Raw genomic sequence first — 14,696 nt, forward strand, 5'->3', positions numbered from 1 at the left:
CCAATTGCAGCGAATCATCGAGAATTTTCAGCAACGACGCTGCCCGCCGCGCATAAACCGCCGGGGGCGCGTACAGCAGCTCTACATGCAGGCTGTCGATGATTCCCAGGTACGCATCGCCGTACAGCTCCAGCTTGTTGCCATCGCTGCGGGCCCAGGCGTGGCGCTCGCGCAGGGCCTGGCAGAAGCCCAGGCGGATCCGCTCCAGGTACGCCTCGAAGCCGGTGGTGACAGTCGAGCGGATCGGTGCCGGCGGCAGAAACGCGCTGCGCAGCACGAAGCGCAGGTTGGCCGAGGCTGTGTAGCGCTCGGCCAGGTGCAGCGGGTGCCAGTGCCCCGGTGCCTCGCGGCCTGCCGCTTCATGGCCGAAGCCCGCCTCGACGTAGGCGGTTTCGTCGGCCAGGGCCCGTTCGAAGGCGCACACGAATAACGCGTCCTTGTTGGCGAAGTGGGCGTACAGCGAGGCCTTGCGCATGCCTGCCAGGGCGGCGATCTCGTTCAGCGACGAGCCGTCGTAGCCGTGCTCGGCGAAATGCTCCACGGCATGCTCGCAGATGCGCGCGGCGGAAGGGGTCAGGGCTTTCAAGGCGGTCACTCCGGGTTGACGCAGCAGGGCGAGGCGCTGATTGTCTTTGCCACGGCGGCGCGGGTCAAACCGACGATGACCACGGCCGCCGCCGCCAGTAACCAGGCCCAGGCCAGCGGGCCCAGGGTGGCCAGGTGCCCGGCCAGGGGCGTGGCGCTGGACGAGATCACCAGTTGCAGCGCGCCGAGCAGGGCCGCCGTCGAGCCGACATCGCGCTGCTGCGATGACATCGCCAGGGCCATCAAGGTGGCCTCGCAAACCCCCAGGCCGAACAGCGCCAGCACCACGCCCGCCAGCAGCAGCGGCAGGCCTGCGCCAGACAGGCCGGCAATCACCGCCAGTGCTGCGCCGGCCCCCATGCACAGCGCCCCCCACCAGGCCACCTGGGCCACGCCGTGCCGGCTGACGCAATAGCCGGACAGCGCCGCGCCGAGCAGGATGGCAACGCCGCAGCCGCCGAACAGCAGGCCGAAGTGCGTGCTGGAGAGGCCGAAGTGCTGCTGGTACACATAGGCCGAGCCGGCGATGTAGGCGAACAGGAAGAAGAACACCGCCGACAGGGCCAGGGCCGGGCGCAGGAAAGCGCCGTCGGCGGCGATGCGGCCATAAGTACGCCATACCGTCGCCGGTGCCAGGCGCACCCGATGCGCCGGCGGCAGGGTTTCATCGAGCGTCATGGCCGAATTGACCAGGGTCAGCAGGCCGAGGCCGGCCAGCACCAGCATGATTGCCCGCCAGCCATAGGCCGCGTCGATCACTCCGCCCAGGGCCGGGGCGAGGATCGGCGCCAGACCCTCGATGGTCATCAGCAGGGCGAAGATCTGCGCCGCCCGTGCGCCATCGGCGCTGTCGCGGACCATGCTCATGATCACCACCAGCGTCAGCGCGCTGGCCAGGCCCTGCACCAGGCGCGCCACCAGCAGCGCGTCCAGCGACGGCGCGGCCGCCGCGGCCAGGGAGGCGATGCAGAACACCAGCAGGCCGGCAAGCAGCGGGCGACGCCGACCCAAGGCATCCACCAGTGGCCCGAACAGCAGTTGCCCGGCGCCCATGGCCAACAGGAACACGGTCAGCGTCAGCTGAACCTGGGTATAGCCGGTGGCGAAGTCGCGGGCCATTTCCGGCAGGCTGGCCAGGTACATGTCGATGGCAGACGGGCCAAGGGCGCCGATCAGGGCGAGGGAGGCGGCGAAGCGCAAATGTAAAGCGGGCATGAGCGAGGATCCGTGAAAGCAAAATATAAACCTACCGACCGGTAGGTTGGCGAAGTATGCCAGATATCTGCCGGGGGTCAACGCAAAGTCTGCCCACCGGGGATCCGCTTGCGCCCCAAATACACCGTCGCCGCTTGTTTAGCGCCACCGGTCCGATCCGCTCGGAATAATCCGAATCCCTCTTTATCGCCGTACTCCCAATCCATGTACGGCACCTCGCCGTGCAACCCTTAGCCACACGAGGTTTTTGCAACCATGGCCAACAAAGACAGCAACATGACCGGTCGCCAGGACACCAACAAGCAGGACGCCAACAAGACCGGCAGCCAGGGTGGAACGAAGAACCCAGGCAATTTCGCCAATGACCGCGAAAAAGCGTCCGAAGCCGGTCGCAAGGGCGGGCAGAGCTCCGGCGGCGGCAATCGCCAGAGCGAGTCCGACCACAAGGGCGGCCGCTCGTAAGTGAGGGCACGCGGTGCCGGGTTCGCCTGGCACCGCGCACACCCCACCAGGAGGTTCCCATGCGTATCGCACCTCTGATCTGCCTGTTGGGTAGCCTGAGCCTGCTGGCTGGCTGCTTCGACCGCGACAATGACCATCCGGCGAAAGACGCCGACCCGAGCAAGCCCTCGCTGCAGATGCAGCAACCCGATTCCCCGACCAGCAACCCGTCTCCCGAAACCAAGCCCCAGAATCCATAGCGCGAGGTGACCGGCATGGTGGCGATGATCCGTGAAGGCGTGTGTTCGCAAGCCAGGCACGACATGACTGATGATGTGGCGCATCGCTACCAGGCGTTGCTGGCGGGACGCGATGCCACTGCCGAGCACTGGCTGGAAACACAACTGCGCCGTGTTCGTGACCGGGAAGACGACCTGCCGGAAGAGCCGAACCTGTTGCCCCAATGGGCCGAAAACCATGCCGCCCAGGTCGCCCACGACCATGCGCATTACCTGCGGCAGCGGCGTGAAGGAGCGCCCCGGCGCTACTTCGCCACCCGCGCCCAGGCCTTGTGGTTCCTGCAGCAGGTCGCGCCGACCAAGGCGGTCGACGGCGCCTGGCTGCACGGTACCCTGCGGCACTGGCGCGACCCTCGTTACCACGGGTTGATCCGCACCTTTCTCGAAGAACTGGGTGACGGTGACCCACGCTGCAACCATGTGCTGATCTACCAGCGCCTGCTCAGCCGCCTGGGGTGCCTGCAAGGGCTGCCACTGGAGCCCTCGCGCTTCGTGCAGGGCGCCGTGCAATTGGCCCTCGGCCAGCACTGCGAGCGCTTCCTGCCCGAGGTGATCGGCTACAACCTGGGATATGAGCAGCCACCGCTGCACCTGCTGATCACCACTCATGAGCTGGCCGAACTGGGTATCGACGCCCATTACTTCCAGTTGCATGTGACCATCGACAATGCCGCCAGCGGCCATGCCCGGCGTTCGCTGGAGAGCCTGCGGATGTTGGCTCCAGCGGGCGATGAAGATTTCTATGCGCGTGTCAGGCACGGCTACCGGCTCAACGACCTGGGTCTCGACACACCTTCGCTGATCGCCAGCTTCGACCTGCAGGGCGAACTGCTCGCCGCGCTGGAGCGCAAGCGCGTGTTCGGCCAGTTCATGCACTCCGATCGCTGCCGCCTGCAAGGGCGCACCATCAACCAGTGGCTTGCCGAGCCGGGGGCGATGGCCGGGTTTCTGGAGGCCCTGCAAGCCCAGGGGTGGATCAAGCGTGACAGCGACCCGATGCAGAGCCGCTTCTGGTCACTGATCGACGGCCCCGGCGCGGCAATGTTCGGCGTGTTCAGCGCCTACGAGAAACAGCTGTGGCATGACTGGATCGCCGGTAGCTGGCAAGGGGTCGGGCGTCGTCGGGTGCCGCCAGGGCAGTGGGAACAGGCATTGGCCCTGCAGGCGGAGGCGCCCGGCCGGGCCCAGTCCTCGGAGATCGCCACGCTGATCGAGGCCATGGCCGGTAACCGGCACGCCGAACCTGCGGGCCTGCGTGCCACACGCGACTACATCGCTGCCACCGGGCTGTACCAGGGAGGGCCGCGGTGATGCAACTCGACCAGAACCAGATTCGTGCCGACGAGGCCCTGTTGCGACTGGGCTGCAGGCTGCGTGCCGACGGCTACCGTTTCACCTGCGTCACCCCGGCGACCCAGGCGCGGGTCAACGCCCGACCTCAGGCCCAACGTGCGCGTACGCTTCGAGACGTATTTGGTTGGAGCCGGCCGTTCGCGGCTTCGTTGATCAGCGCTGACGAACTGGAGCAACTGGGCACGGCCGGCGTGCTGGAGGCGCACGGCGAGCTGTGGCGCAGCCGGGTGCGTTGGTCGAGCCTGGATGACCTGTTGCTGGTGCATTCGGCCTGGCCGACGGAGAGCAGCGACGCGGTGTTCTTCGGGCCGGACAGCTACCGCTTCGCCCAGTTGATCGAGGATCACCTGCGGGACAGCCCCCGGCGCGTGCAGCACGCCGTCGATATTGGCTGCGGCAGCGGCATCGGCGCGTTGCTGATTGCCCGGGCCGCACGCCATGCGCAGGTCAGCGCGCTGGACATCAATCCGCTGGCGCTGCGCTACACCGCCGTCAACGCCGCCCTGGCCGGGCTGGCCAATGTGTCGGTCGAGCCCAGCGACCTGCTCACGGGCATCACCGGCACCTTCGACCTGATCGTCGCCAACCCGCCTTATATGCTCGATGCCAGCCAGCGCGTCTACCGCCACGGCGGCGGGGCGCTCGGCGCCGACCTGTCGCTGCGTATCGTCGAACAGGCCTGTGAGCGCCTGACACCGGGCGGCACATTGCTGCTGTACACCGGGGTGGCGATCGTCGAAGGGCGCGATGCGTTGCTCGAAGCGGTCCGCCTGCGCCTGGCCGGCCCTGACTTGAGCTGGCACTACCGGGAGCTGGATCCGGACGTGTTCGGCGAGCAGTTGCTCGAGCCCGGCTATGAACAGGTCGAGCGCATTGCCGCCGTGGCCCTGACCGTCACCCGCCGCGGCGGATGAACGCATGGGGCGGCCCTGCACGTTCGGCATCGAGGAGGAGTACCTGCTGGTGGCGCTGGACAGTGGCCGGGTGCTGTCCTCGCCGTCGACGGCACTGATCCGTCTGTGCCGTGAGGTGCTGGGGCCGTGTTTCGCCGAAGAGATGTTCCGCAGCCAGATCGAGTTGGCCTCGCCGGTGTTCGAGACGCTGCACCAGGCCCGCACCTTCGTTACCGAGCAACGCCAGCGCCTGAGCCAGGCGCTGGCCGCCGAGGGGGCTGGTCTGTACTGTGCGGCAAGCCACCCCAGCGCCCAGTGGTTGCGCCAGCATCCACGCGCAACGCCGCACTTTCGCCAGTTGTTCGACGACTACCGGCGGGTGGCCCGGCGCAGCTTGTTGAACGGCCTGCACGTGCATGTCGGGGTGCCACCGGGCCTGGATCGCATGCAGGTGATCAACCGGGTCCTGTACTGGCTGCCCTTGCTGTTGTCGCTCAGCACCTCATCTCCCTACTGGTGCGGCCAGGACACCGGCTACATGAGCTACCGCCGCGTGGTGTGCGGAGAGTGGCCGCACATGGGCCTGCCGGAACCGCTGCCGGACTGGAGCGCCTACGAGCGTTATCGCGCGCTGTTGCAACGCAGCGGCACGTTGGCCGAGGACGGCGACTTCTGGTGGGCGATCAGACCCTCGCGGCGTTTTCCGACCGTCGAATTGCGCATCTGCGACGGCTGTCCGCGGCTGGAGGATGCCTTGGCCATCGCCGGCCTGTTTCGCCATCTCGTCGAGCACGCGCTGGGGCGGCACGCTGGCGCCGCCAGCCGGGAAATGCGCTGGATCACCCAGGAGAACTACTGGCGCGCCATGCGTCATGGCCGTCTTGCCACCTTCATTGGTGTTCACGACCAGCAGCCGGTGAATGCCGAAGTCTGGCTGACGCAGTTACAGACGCAATGCCCGGCCGACACTGCCGATGCCGAGCGTTCTTTCCTGCACGCCCGGCGCATCCTGCGCGACGGCAGCAGTGCCGATCGCCAGCGCCAAGCCTATGGGTTGGCCCGCGAGCAAGGCCTGGATGAGGGTTTGGCAATGCGCAGCGTGGTCAGGCAGGTGATGGACGACCACCTGTCGGCGATGGGCCCAGCTTGAGCAAACCATCCATCAGCCGGTTGCCTCGAAACTTGTGTGGTCCTCGTGCGGTGCCAGACCGCTTCCACGTGACGAACAGGACCTGTATGCGGCTTGCCCCGCGCCAGACCTTACGCAGCCATTACCCGAAGGAGTCCAGCCGATGCCCCGCAAGCCCCAGAACCAGTTCACCCTGCAGAACCCCCTGACCCAGTATCCGCATCCGCCATTCCCCGCCCAGCATCAACCGGCCCCAGGCCTGGATGCGCACATGCAACCCAAGCCCGACCACGGCGAAACCACCTACAAGGGCTTTGGCCGCCTGGCCGGCCGGCGCGCCCTGATCACCGGCGCCGATTCGGGTATCGGCCGGGCCGTGGCCATTGCTTTCGCCCGGGAGGGCGCCGACATCGCCCTCAATTATTTGCCGACCGAGGAGCGCGACGCCCGCGAAGTGGTGCAGCTTATCGAGGCCGAGGGGCGCAAGGCCGTGGCGTTGCCCGGTGACCTGAAGGATCCGCGCTTCTGCAGCCAGCTGGTCGATCAGGCCCACGAACGGCTCGGCGGGCTCGACATCCTGGTGAATGTCGCCGGCAAGCAGGAAGCACGCAAGGATATCGGGCAGATCACCCACGAGCAGTTCGACCATACGCTGAAGACCAACGTCTACGCGCTGTTCTGGCTGTGTCAGGCCGCCGTGCCGCTGATGCCGGCCGGGGCGACCATCATCAACACCGCGTCGATCCAGTCCTACCAGCCATCGGCCACGCTGCTCGACTATGCCACCACCAAGGCCGCCATCGTCGCCTTCACCAAGGCCCTGGCCAAGCAGGTGATCGAGCGCGGCATCCGGGTCAACGCGGTGGCCCCCGGGCCGATCTGGACCGTGCTGCAGCCCAGTGGCGGGCAGCCACCGGAGAAGATCCCCGACTTCGGCGGGCACACGCCGATGAAACGCCCGGGCCAGCCCGCCGAGTGCGCGCCGTTGTACGTGCTGCTGGCCAGCCAGGAGTCGAGCTACATCACCGGCGAGATTTTCGGCGTCACCGGGGGCAATCCGCTGCCGTAGGGCGAAGCCGAATAAACCTTCCGCGCGCCGCGCAGTCAGTCCTTGTAAGCGCCCCGTCGATGTGGGCCAAGGAGGTGGCTGATGAAACTCGTCTGCCTGCTGCGTGGCTGCCAATGGCGCAGCCTGTTGTTCCATGAAGTCGCCGGGCTGCAATGCCACTGCTGCGAACGCTGCGGTGCGTTGCGTTACAGCCAGCCCGGCCTGACCCCGAACACTTAGGAGCCAACCATGGCCAGGGCGATCTGGAAAGGCGCGATCAGTTTCGGTCTGGTGCACATCCCGGTGTCCCTCAACACCGCGGTGCGCAGCGAGCGGGTGGATTTCGACTGGCTGGACAAGCGCAGCATGGAACCAGTCGGCTACAAGCGGGTGAACAAGGTCACCGGCAAGGAAATCGACAAGGAAAACATCGTCAAGGGCGTGGAGTACGAGAAGGGCCGCTACGTGGTGATCAGCGAGGAGGAAATCCGCAAGGCCCGGCCAGAGGCGACCCAGACCATCGATATCTTCTCGTTCGTCGAAGCCGGGGAAATCCCCCTGCAACAGTTCGACACGCCGTATTACCTGAGCCCGGACCGTCGGGGCGGCAAGGTCTACGCCTTGCTGCGCGAGACCCTGGCCAGCACCGGCAAGGTGGCCTTGGCCACGGTGGTGTTGCATACCCGCCAGCACCTTGCGCTGCTGCGCCCGCTTGATGAAGCGCTGGTGATGATCACTCTGCGCTGGCCGGAGGAAGTGCGGGGCCTGGAGACACTGGAGCTGGACAAGAGCGTGACCGACAGCAAGGTCGACAAGCGCGAGCTGGACATGGCCAAGCGCCTGGTCGAGGACATGAGCGGGCCATGGAAGCCTGATGACTACCACGATGCGTTCCGCCAGACCATCCTCGACCTGGTCGAGGAGAAGGCCAGCAAGGGCAAGATCGAGACAGTGGAGAAAGGCGAGGGTGTCACGGCGGAGAAGGGCGCGGACATCATCGACCTTACCGAGCTGCTCAAGCGCAGCCTGGGAGGCAAGAGCAAGGCGAAAAAGCCTGCGGCCAAGCGTCCACGCAAGGCGTCGTGATCCGAGCGCCGTTCTACAGGATCTGGCCTTCCAATCCGCTGAGGTAATCGCCGAATCCCTGCCGCGCCCGGCTGTCCCTGCGGCTGCTGGTGGCCACGCTGTGCCTGGCGGTCCAGACGATCTGCGCGCCGATGGCTTCCAGTGCCAGCACCAGTTGCACATCCTCGTGGGCCGGCAGCGGCTGGAAACCGCCGACCTTGGCATAGGCCTTGGCGCATACCCCAAGGTTGGCGCCGTGGATATGCCGGTGGCCTTCCATTGCCTGGTAGCGGCTGTGGTACAGCTGACGCAAGGCGGCACCCTGCCAGGGTTGCCAGCGCTCGATATGTACCGTGCCGCACACCGCGTCGGCATGCCATTGCAGTTGTGAAAGCAGCCAGTGGCCAGGCACGCGGCTGTCGGCGTCGGTGAATGCCAGCCACTGGGCGCCGCGCTCGATCATCCACGCCGCCCCCAGGCGCCGGGCGATGCCGACATTGCCGGCCTCCAGCGCCAGCGTGTGCACGCCATGGTGCCTGGCGATGCGCGCGCTGGCATCGGTACAGCGATCGAGCACCACCAGCACCTCAACCTCCAGGCCCGCGGCTTCGGCCCGCGCAGCTGCCACCCGCACGGCCTTCAGGCAGTGTCCAAGGCGCCGGGCCTCGTTATGGGCGGGAATGATCACCGCGATCATGGGCAAGTCTCGTCCAGGTCGACCACCCGGGGCTGGCACGACCAGTACTCAAGCAGGAAGTCCGCCTCCTCATGGCGTAACAGCGGATACAGCGGCAGGTGCCTGGCCAGCAGGGCATGCACTTGGCCGCCGTCCTGGGGACAGCCGGCAATCGGATGGCGCCAGTGGCAAGCCAGCAATCCGCCGTCGCCAGCCAGGCAGGCCACGGACTGTTCGATCACCTGCAACCAGTCGCTGGGGTCGAGGTAGTAGCCGATCTCGCTGAGCACGATCAGGTCGAACTGCCCGCCCGGCCAATCGCCCGGCAGGTGACCCTGCTCGACGCGGGCATGGTCGACCCCCGCCAGGCGTTGCCGGGCCAGCCTGACGGCAGTGGCGTCGATGTCCTGGCACAGCAGGCTGGCGCAGCGCTCGGCCAGCAGCACGCTCAGCTCGCCGTTGGCGCAGGCCGGCTCGAACACCCGGCCGTAGCACTGGCTGGGCAGGCTGGCCATCGCCAGGTCGCGCTTGCGGCGTTCGTACCAGCGGGTGCGAAAGGCCCAGGGATCATCGCTGCCGGCATACAGGTCGGCGAAATACTGCGCGTCGAGGCTCATGGCGACTCCATTACAGGAAGACCAGTTCGAAAGGCTGCAACAGGCAGGCCTGCAGGGTGACGGGCAGCACCGGAGGATGCTCCCCGTCTGGCTGCAACTGGCTGGCGTGGGCGGCCAAGGCCTGGCGTTTGCGCGCCAGGCGGGTGTCGTCGAGCTGTACCCGATGGGCCTGGGGCCAGGGCAGGCGCGGGTCATCGGGCGTGGCCCAATGCCAGGCCCACACCGGGACCTCGGCCAATTGTACCCGGCGTGCCTCGGCCGCCTGGGCAGCAGCGCGGCCGGCCGCCTCGTGGTCGCAGTGGCCGTCACCGCGCCAGGTGGTCAGCAGCAGGTCATCCGGTTCGAGCAGTTGCTCCAGGTAGTTGGCCAGGAATGCTTCATCGCGGGGCAGGGCGCCGTCCTTGAGGTTCAGGCGCCGCCAGTCCAGGCGGTTGAGGTCCAGATCCAGCTGTTGCAGGGCGTGCCGGCTTTCCTGGGGGCGCTGGTGGCGCAGACGGTGCTCGGTCCAGTGGGCGGAATGGGGATGGCTGCCTTCGCCGTTGGTGGCGGAAATCAGCACCAGGTCCTGCTCGCGCCCGTGGAAACCGGCCAGCAGTCCGCCGGCCATGAGGATTTCATCGTCCGGGTGGGGGGCCAGCAACACCAGGCGCCGGCCGGGGGGACAGACCTGTTCGGGCTTGAGCCACTTGGCGCGGGCCAGGTGCGCGGATTGCTGCCAGTCGCGCCAAGGGGTGCCGGCAGCCGCCTGGATACGGTTCTCGCTCATAGCTGCCAGGCTCCCGCCGGCATGCCGGTCACTTGCTTGCCCAGTTCGGCCAAGTCGCGTTCGGCATGGCTCTGGCGCAGGTAGACCGGCAGGTCGGCGCTGAGCCGGGCGAAATGACTGCTGCGACAGAAGGGTGTGGCACCCAGCGCCCTGCCGACATGGCGGATCACCTGCTCGACGGCCTGTTCGACCTGGGCGCGGGCGCGGCGCACTTCGAAGCTGGCGTCGGCATGGGGCTGCTGGTCGATCCAGGCGGCGCATTCGCGAAGCGCGGCGCGGGCGCCGTACAAGGCGGCATCCACCGCTCCCAGATGGGCATCGGCGTGCGGATCGGGCCGAGGCATGCGGCAATGCTCGCGCAGGTAGTCGGCCAAGGCCTCGGCCGCGCCGTACCAGCACGCGGCGATGCCGGCGCCGCCATGCCAGAAACCAGGACGTGCCAGGTACTGGCCGGGCAGGCCGATGGCCAGCCCGGGCGTGTCGTCGAATTCGATGCTGACGCTGGTGGTGGTGGCCATGCCCACCGCCTGCCACTGGTCGGCCTGGATGCGCTGGCTGGGGTGCGACAACTCGATGGCCACCAGCTGCGGCTGGTCATTCTCCCATGCAGTAATCAGTGCCCGGTCGATCTGCAGCGCGCCCGAGCACCAGGCCTTGCGCCCTTGCAGACGTACCTGCCCGTCGTGCCGCTCGACGATACGGGCACGGGCATCCGGCGGCTCTGCGGCCCACACGCCCCAGATCCCGTCCTGGGCGTGGTGGGCGGCACCGCATTCGGCCAGGATCGCCAAGGCATCGGTATGGCCTTCATAGAGCTTGGCCAGGGTCAGGTCGCAACCGGCGACCCGCGCGAGCGTCTGCCAGCGCTTGAGGGTCTGGCCCTGGCCGGGCAGGGGCAACAGGTCGAGGTGGTCGGCCTGCATGGCCTGCAGCAGCTCCGGCAGCAAGGTGTCGAGGTCGATGGCCTGCGGGCGGGCGCCGAAGCGGCGCAGCAGGCGGTCGAGGTTGGTCAGGTCAAAGTCCTGGACGATGCTCATGAATACGTTCCCCCTTTGGCCTCAGTCGATGCCCAGCTGTTTGCGCATGCGCACGGTGATGGACTGCCGGGTCTTGGCCATGTCCGCCCATGGATCGTCCACCTCGGCCAGCCGCGTCTGCAGATTGGCGATGTGCCACTGGTTGGCGCCCTTGAGCTGGATCAGCTCTTCGCGCCAGATCGGCACCGACACCGGCAGGCCTTCGCGGGCACGCAGCGAATACGCCGCGACCGTGGTGGCGCCCCTGCCGTTGCGCAGGTAGTCGATGAAGATCCGCCCGACCCGGTTGCGCGGCCCGGAGACGGCGCTGAGCCGCTCCGGGAACAGGCCCGCCATATGCTCGACGAGGGCATGGCTGAAGCCCTTCACTTCGTCCCAACCGGCGCGGCGGGTCAGTGGCACCACCAGGTGCATGCCTTTGCCACCGCTGGTCTTGAGGAACACCTTCAGGCCCAGCTCATCGAGCAGGGTGAGGGTCAGTTGGGTCGCTTCGAGCATGGCTTTCCAGGGCAGTGCCGGATCGGGGTCGAGGTCGAGGACGAAGCGGTCGGGCTTGTCGAAATCCTTGTCGGTGGCATTCCAGGTGTGCAGTTCGAGCATGTTCATCTGCACCGCGCCCAGCAGGCTGTCGGCGCGGTTGAGCACCATCGCCGCCTGGCCGGCCTGCGCCTTGCTGTAGCTGCGCACCGCCGGGATGTGCAGCTGGCCGGCATTCTTCTGGAAGAACAGTTCGCCACCCAGTCCGTCCGGTGCGCGCACCAGCGCCACGGGGCGGTCTTTGAGCTGCGGCAGCAGCCAGTCGGCGACCTGGGCGTAGTACTCGGCGACCTGGCGCTTGGTGGTGCCGGTGCTGGCGTCGACCACGCGGTCGGGGTGGGTCAGGCGCAGGCTGCCGAGGGCCTGGGCGGGTGGCTGCGCGGCGCGCTTGGCGGGCATGGCTCGCTCCAGGTCGATGGCGGTGGCGGGCTTGTCGTCGCGCAAGCCGTGGAACACCGAGTGGCGCACGATGCCTTCGCGTGTCATCTGGGCGTAGGCGACTTCGGCCAGCAGTTGCGGCTTGAGCCAGTGCACGCCACGGGTGTCGGCGCCGCGGGGCGGCTTGGGCAAGGCCGGCTTGTCGACTTCCAGCGGCTTGAGGCGCGCATGCAGGCTTTCCAGCGTGGTGGCGCTGAAACCGGTGCCGACCTTGCCGGCAAAGCGCAGCTGGCCGCTGTCGGTGTCGTGCAGGGCCAGCAGCAGGGCGCCGAAGCCGTTGCGGCTGCCTTTGGGGTCGGTGTAGCCGACGATCACGAACTCCTGGCGCTGCTTGCACTTGAGCTTGACCCAATCACTGCTGCGCCGGCCCACGTAGGGGCTGTCGGCGCGCTTGCCGATCAAGCCTTCGAGCTTGAGGCGGCAGGCGCTGTCGAGCAGCGAGTCGATAGGCTCGGTGAAGTCGGCGGAGAACTTGAGGAGGTCCGAGGGCGTGTTTTCCAGCAGTCGGGCCAGGGTGGCACGTCGCGCCTGCAGGGGTAGCGGGCGAAGGTCCTCGCCACCCAGGTACGGCAGGTCGAACAGGTAATAGGTGATGCGTTCGTCGTGCTCGCTGTCGAAGGCGTTCTGCAAAGCCTGGAAGTCGGCCACACCCTGTTCGTCGACCACCACCATCTCGCCATCGAGCCAGGCCGAATCAAGCCCCAGCGCTTTCAAGGCCTCGACCTGACGCGGCATCTTCGCACTCCAGTCGTGGCCATTGCGGGTGAACAGGCGCACATCCTCGCCTTCGATGCGGGCGAGGATGCGGTAGCCGTCGAACTTGACCTCGTAGTGCCAGTCACCGCTGGGCGGCGAATCGACCAGGGTGGCGAGTTGCGGCTGGAGCTTGTCCGGCAGGGCGACGGGGTTGGCCTTGCGTTTGTTGGCAGTGGCTGTTTTCGCCGGCTGGCGCGGCAGCAGTGTACGGTCGCTCAGCACACTGTCCGGCAAGGCTTCGACAATGCTGTAGTCGGTTTCGCTGCGGGCCTGGCCATCGTGGGACTTGACCAGCATCCACTGCTCCTTCTTGCCGGCAAGGTGGGTGCGGAACAGGTTCCAGACGCCCGACAGTTTCTCGCCCTGCAGGCGAAAACGCAGCTTGCCCTTGGCGTAGGCCTGGCGTGGATCGCCCTCGGGCTCCCAGATACCGCGATCCCAGACGATCACGTCACCGGCACCGTAGTGGCCTTCGGGGATATTGCCTTCGAAGTCGGCGTAGTCCAGCGGGTGATCCTCCACATGCACCGCCAGGCGGCGGACCTTGGGGTCGAGCGAGGGGCCCTTGGGAATGGCCCAGCTTTTCAAGGTGCCATCGAGTTCCAGGCGAAAGTCGTAGTGCAGGTGGCTGGCGTCGTGTTTCTGGATGCAGAACTGCAAGGCATGGGCCTTGCCCGTGCGGCCGCGCTTGCCGGCAGGCTCGGGCGTGGCGTTGAAGTCGCGCTTGCGCTGGTACTCCAGCAGGGGCTTGGCCATGGCGGGCTCCGAAACGGTTCGCGGGGTCTCTAGGTTGGGAGGCGAGGGGGCTGGGCGGAGTTCAAAAAAAGCGTGGGCAGGTGCTGCCTGCAGAAACTCTGAATCATTGACTGGCAGGGGGAGTCGACCGAATGAGCCCACAAATCGGAGAGCGATCATGCCCATTCCCAGAGACCCTAAACCGGCAGTCGAGATCGACGACACGCAAGACCGCATGGGCAGTGTCCATGAACTGGATTTCAGCGAGCGCCGCGATGAGCGCCAGGGCCGGATTGGCGACGAACGACCGGCGCGGGAGGTGGAAGAGGAGTATCCACCCAGACGCGTTGCCGAAAGTGGCATGACCGGTGGCGAGGCGCTGAGTGACAGCCTGCACGAGGACAATGTCACCCTCGACGACCTGAGCCCTGACACGCTGCTGGACGAGACCGGTGCGCGCGATCCGCATGAGCCGGGTACGGCAGGCGGCCCGGCGGACCAGACCCTGCGTCATGTCGAGGCGCACGAGATCGGTGGCGGCATCGGCCTGGACGAGGCCGAACTGGCCCGCTCGGCGCCGTTGGACGGCGAGCCATGGACCGACGAGGTCACCCCTGAAGACGAGCGGAGAGAACGCTGATGAACGAGCAACGTTGTTCCTGCAACCACTGTTCCTGCACCGTGGATGCCAATGCCGTGGTCCAGGATGGCAAGGCGTACTGCTGCGAAGCGTGTGCGACGGGGCACCGTAATGGTGAGCCTTGTCGCATGGGGGATTGCAAATGTGGGGAGGTGAGTCAGCCGAAAGAGAGTAATGTCGATAACGCGTTGGATGAGACTTTTCCGGCGAGCGATCCTATTTCACCTTGATATTCAATATACAGCAGCCCTGTCATTAATTAATTCGACGATAGGGCTGCTGGCCACTACAATTACATATCTTCACCACACTACAGCCTTCAATTCTTGCTCTTGCTCTTGCTCTTGCTCTTGCTCTGTTTTTGCTTCTAAGTGCGCGATAGTTCAGGCGACACAAATTGCGACTTCAGGAGGCCGAACGGAGGTCTTGCGGAGGGAGGTGACGGGCATGGATGCCCGTCAAGCGC

At 66.7% G+C, this 14,696-nt stretch carries 16 protein-coding genes and 1 pseudogene; 10 read left to right on the forward strand and 7 right to left on the reverse strand.

The genetic code is table 11. The features are described 5' to 3' along the window. Positions 1–586 (reverse strand): TetR/AcrR family transcriptional regulator (locus ACQ4OD_RS25590; protein WP_430945160.1); only part of this gene is annotated, 586 nt, incomplete at its 3' end. Positions 587–591: 5 nt separating this feature from the next. Then, positions 592–1,800: a multidrug effflux MFS transporter gene (locus tag ACQ4OD_RS25595; protein ID WP_430945161.1), complete on the reverse strand. Its 1,209-nt coding sequence runs from the start codon at positions 1,798–1,800 to the stop codon at positions 592–594. A 339-nt stretch (positions 1,801–2,139) separates the two neighbouring features. Between ACQ4OD_RS25595 and ACQ4OD_RS25600 the strand changes: the two are divergent. From ACQ4OD_RS25600 to ACQ4OD_RS25635, 8 genes and pseudogenes are all read left to right on the forward strand, one after another. After that, a pseudogene (locus tag ACQ4OD_RS25600) lies at positions 2,140–2,262 on the forward strand (general stress protein); the annotation flags it as partial. A 59-nt stretch (positions 2,263–2,321) separates the two neighbouring features. Then, positions 2,322–2,501, forward strand: coding sequence for a hypothetical protein (locus ACQ4OD_RS25605; protein WP_102685338.1), 180 nt, complete (start codon positions 2,322–2,324; stop codon positions 2,499–2,501). 24 nt (positions 2,502–2,525) lie between these two features. Then, entirely contained in the window at positions 2,526–3,851 is a 1,326-nt protein-coding gene (locus tag ACQ4OD_RS25610; protein WP_430945169.1) for an iron-containing redox enzyme family protein, read from the forward strand. Then, positions 3,851–4,807: a methyltransferase gene (locus ACQ4OD_RS25615; protein WP_430945162.1), complete on the forward strand. Its 957-nt coding sequence runs from the start codon at positions 3,851–3,853 to the stop codon at positions 4,805–4,807. Before ACQ4OD_RS25610 ends, ACQ4OD_RS25615 begins: the two co-directional genes overlap by 1 nt. Before the next feature lie 4 nt (positions 4,808–4,811). Then, positions 4,812–5,936, forward strand: coding sequence for a carboxylate-amine ligase (locus ACQ4OD_RS25620; RefSeq protein WP_430945163.1), 1,125 nt, complete (start codon positions 4,812–4,814; stop codon positions 5,934–5,936). A gap of 142 nt (positions 5,937–6,078) precedes the next feature. Beyond that, complete coding sequence (locus ACQ4OD_RS25625; protein WP_430945164.1) at positions 6,079–6,984, forward strand: SDR family oxidoreductase; 906 nt, start codon at positions 6,079–6,081, stop codon at positions 6,982–6,984. Between the two features lie 81 nt (positions 6,985–7,065). Further along, positions 7,066–7,203: a PSPA7_2676 family Cys-rich small protein gene (locus ACQ4OD_RS25630; RefSeq protein ID WP_173862482.1), complete on the forward strand. Its 138-nt coding sequence runs from the start codon at positions 7,066–7,068 to the stop codon at positions 7,201–7,203. Between the two features lie 9 nt (positions 7,204–7,212). Further along, complete coding sequence (locus ACQ4OD_RS25635; RefSeq protein ID WP_198755809.1) at positions 7,213–8,049, forward strand: Ku protein; 837 nt, start codon at positions 7,213–7,215, stop codon at positions 8,047–8,049. Positions 8,050–8,062: 13 nt separating this feature from the next. Here the strand turns inward: ACQ4OD_RS25635 and ACQ4OD_RS25640 are convergent, their stop codons facing one another. Genes ACQ4OD_RS25640 through ligD form a run of 5 tightly spaced genes read right to left on the reverse strand, consistent with a single transcriptional unit; the run spans position 8,063 to position 13,611 of the window. Next, on the reverse strand, positions 8,063–8,725 hold the full coding sequence (locus ACQ4OD_RS25640; RefSeq protein ID WP_198755808.1) for a glycosyltransferase: 663 nt from the start codon (positions 8,723–8,725) through the stop codon (positions 8,063–8,065). Next, positions 8,722–9,321, reverse strand: a complete 600-nt coding sequence (locus ACQ4OD_RS25645) for a class I SAM-dependent methyltransferase (RefSeq protein ID WP_430945165.1) — start codon at positions 9,319–9,321, stop codon at positions 8,722–8,724. The genes ACQ4OD_RS25640 and ACQ4OD_RS25645 overlap by 4 nt, the downstream gene beginning before the upstream one ends. 10 nt (positions 9,322–9,331) lie before the next feature. Next, positions 9,332–10,087 carry a PIG-L deacetylase family protein gene (locus ACQ4OD_RS25650; protein ID WP_430945166.1) on the reverse strand — a complete coding sequence of 252 codons (756 nt, stop codon included), beginning with the start codon at positions 10,085–10,087 and terminating at the stop codon, positions 9,332–9,334. Beyond that, positions 10,084–11,124, reverse strand: a complete 1,041-nt coding sequence (locus ACQ4OD_RS25655; protein ID WP_430945167.1) for an acyl-CoA dehydrogenase — start codon at positions 11,122–11,124, stop codon at positions 10,084–10,086. The genes ACQ4OD_RS25650 and ACQ4OD_RS25655 overlap by 4 nt, the downstream gene beginning before the upstream one ends. Positions 11,125–11,145: 21 nt before the next feature. Next, positions 11,146–13,611, reverse strand: a complete 2,466-nt coding sequence (gene ligD, locus ACQ4OD_RS25660) for a DNA ligase D (RefSeq protein WP_430945168.1) — start codon at positions 13,609–13,611, stop codon at positions 11,146–11,148. A 157-nt stretch (positions 13,612–13,768) separates the two neighbouring features. Between ligD and ACQ4OD_RS25665 the strand changes: the two genes are divergently transcribed. Together ACQ4OD_RS25665 and ACQ4OD_RS25670 are read left to right on the forward strand one after the other, a co-directional pair. After that, entirely contained in the window at positions 13,769–14,230 is a 462-nt protein-coding gene (locus tag ACQ4OD_RS25665) for a phosphotransferase system, HPr-related protein (protein WP_102685327.1), read from the forward strand. Next, positions 14,230–14,460, forward strand: coding sequence for a metallothionein (locus ACQ4OD_RS25670; protein WP_081941252.1), 231 nt, complete (start codon positions 14,230–14,232; stop codon positions 14,458–14,460). The genes ACQ4OD_RS25665 and ACQ4OD_RS25670 overlap by 1 nt, the downstream gene beginning before the upstream one ends. Positions 14,461–14,696 lie beyond the last annotated feature (236 nt).

It is taken from the genome of Pseudomonas sp. WC1, from assembly GCF_050586565.1.
Lineage (GTDB): Bacteria > Pseudomonadota > Gammaproteobacteria > Pseudomonadales > Pseudomonadaceae > Aquipseudomonas.

Coding starts and splice junctions, on each gene's coding strand:
- ACQ4OD_RS25595 (WP_430945161.1), bottom strand. CDS start 1,800: ATGCCCGCTTTACATTTGCGCTTCGCCGCCTCCCTCGCCCTGATCGGC.
- ACQ4OD_RS25605 (WP_102685338.1), top strand. CDS start 2,322: ATGCGTATCGCACCTCTGATCTGCCTGTTGGGTAGCCTGAGCCTGCTG.
- ACQ4OD_RS25610 (WP_430945169.1), top strand. CDS start 2,526: ATGATCCGTGAAGGCGTGTGTTCGCAAGCCAGGCACGACATGACTGAT.
- ACQ4OD_RS25615 (WP_430945162.1), top strand. CDS start 3,851: ATGCAACTCGACCAGAACCAGATTCGTGCCGACGAGGCCCTGTTGCGA.
- ACQ4OD_RS25620 (WP_430945163.1), top strand. CDS start 4,812: ATGGGGCGGCCCTGCACGTTCGGCATCGAGGAGGAGTACCTGCTGGTG.
- ACQ4OD_RS25625 (WP_430945164.1), top strand. CDS start 6,079: ATGCCCCGCAAGCCCCAGAACCAGTTCACCCTGCAGAACCCCCTGACC.
- ACQ4OD_RS25630 (WP_173862482.1), top strand. CDS start 7,066: ATGAAACTCGTCTGCCTGCTGCGTGGCTGCCAATGGCGCAGCCTGTTG.
- ACQ4OD_RS25635 (WP_198755809.1), top strand. CDS start 7,213: ATGGCCAGGGCGATCTGGAAAGGCGCGATCAGTTTCGGTCTGGTGCAC.
- ACQ4OD_RS25640 (WP_198755808.1), bottom strand. CDS start 8,725: ATGATCGCGGTGATCATTCCCGCCCATAACGAGGCCCGGCGCCTTGGA.
- ACQ4OD_RS25645 (WP_430945165.1), bottom strand. CDS start 9,321: ATGAGCCTCGACGCGCAGTATTTCGCCGACCTGTATGCCGGCAGCGAT.
- ACQ4OD_RS25650 (WP_430945166.1), bottom strand. CDS start 10,087: ATGAGCGAGAACCGTATCCAGGCGGCTGCCGGCACCCCTTGGCGCGAC.
- ACQ4OD_RS25655 (WP_430945167.1), bottom strand. CDS start 11,124: ATGAGCATCGTCCAGGACTTTGACCTGACCAACCTCGACCGCCTGCTG.
- ligD (WP_430945168.1), bottom strand. CDS start 13,611: ATGGCCAAGCCCCTGCTGGAGTACCAGCGCAAGCGCGACTTCAACGCC.
- ACQ4OD_RS25665 (WP_102685327.1), top strand. CDS start 13,769: ATGCCCATTCCCAGAGACCCTAAACCGGCAGTCGAGATCGACGACACG.
- ACQ4OD_RS25670 (WP_081941252.1), top strand. CDS start 14,230: ATGAACGAGCAACGTTGTTCCTGCAACCACTGTTCCTGCACCGTGGAT.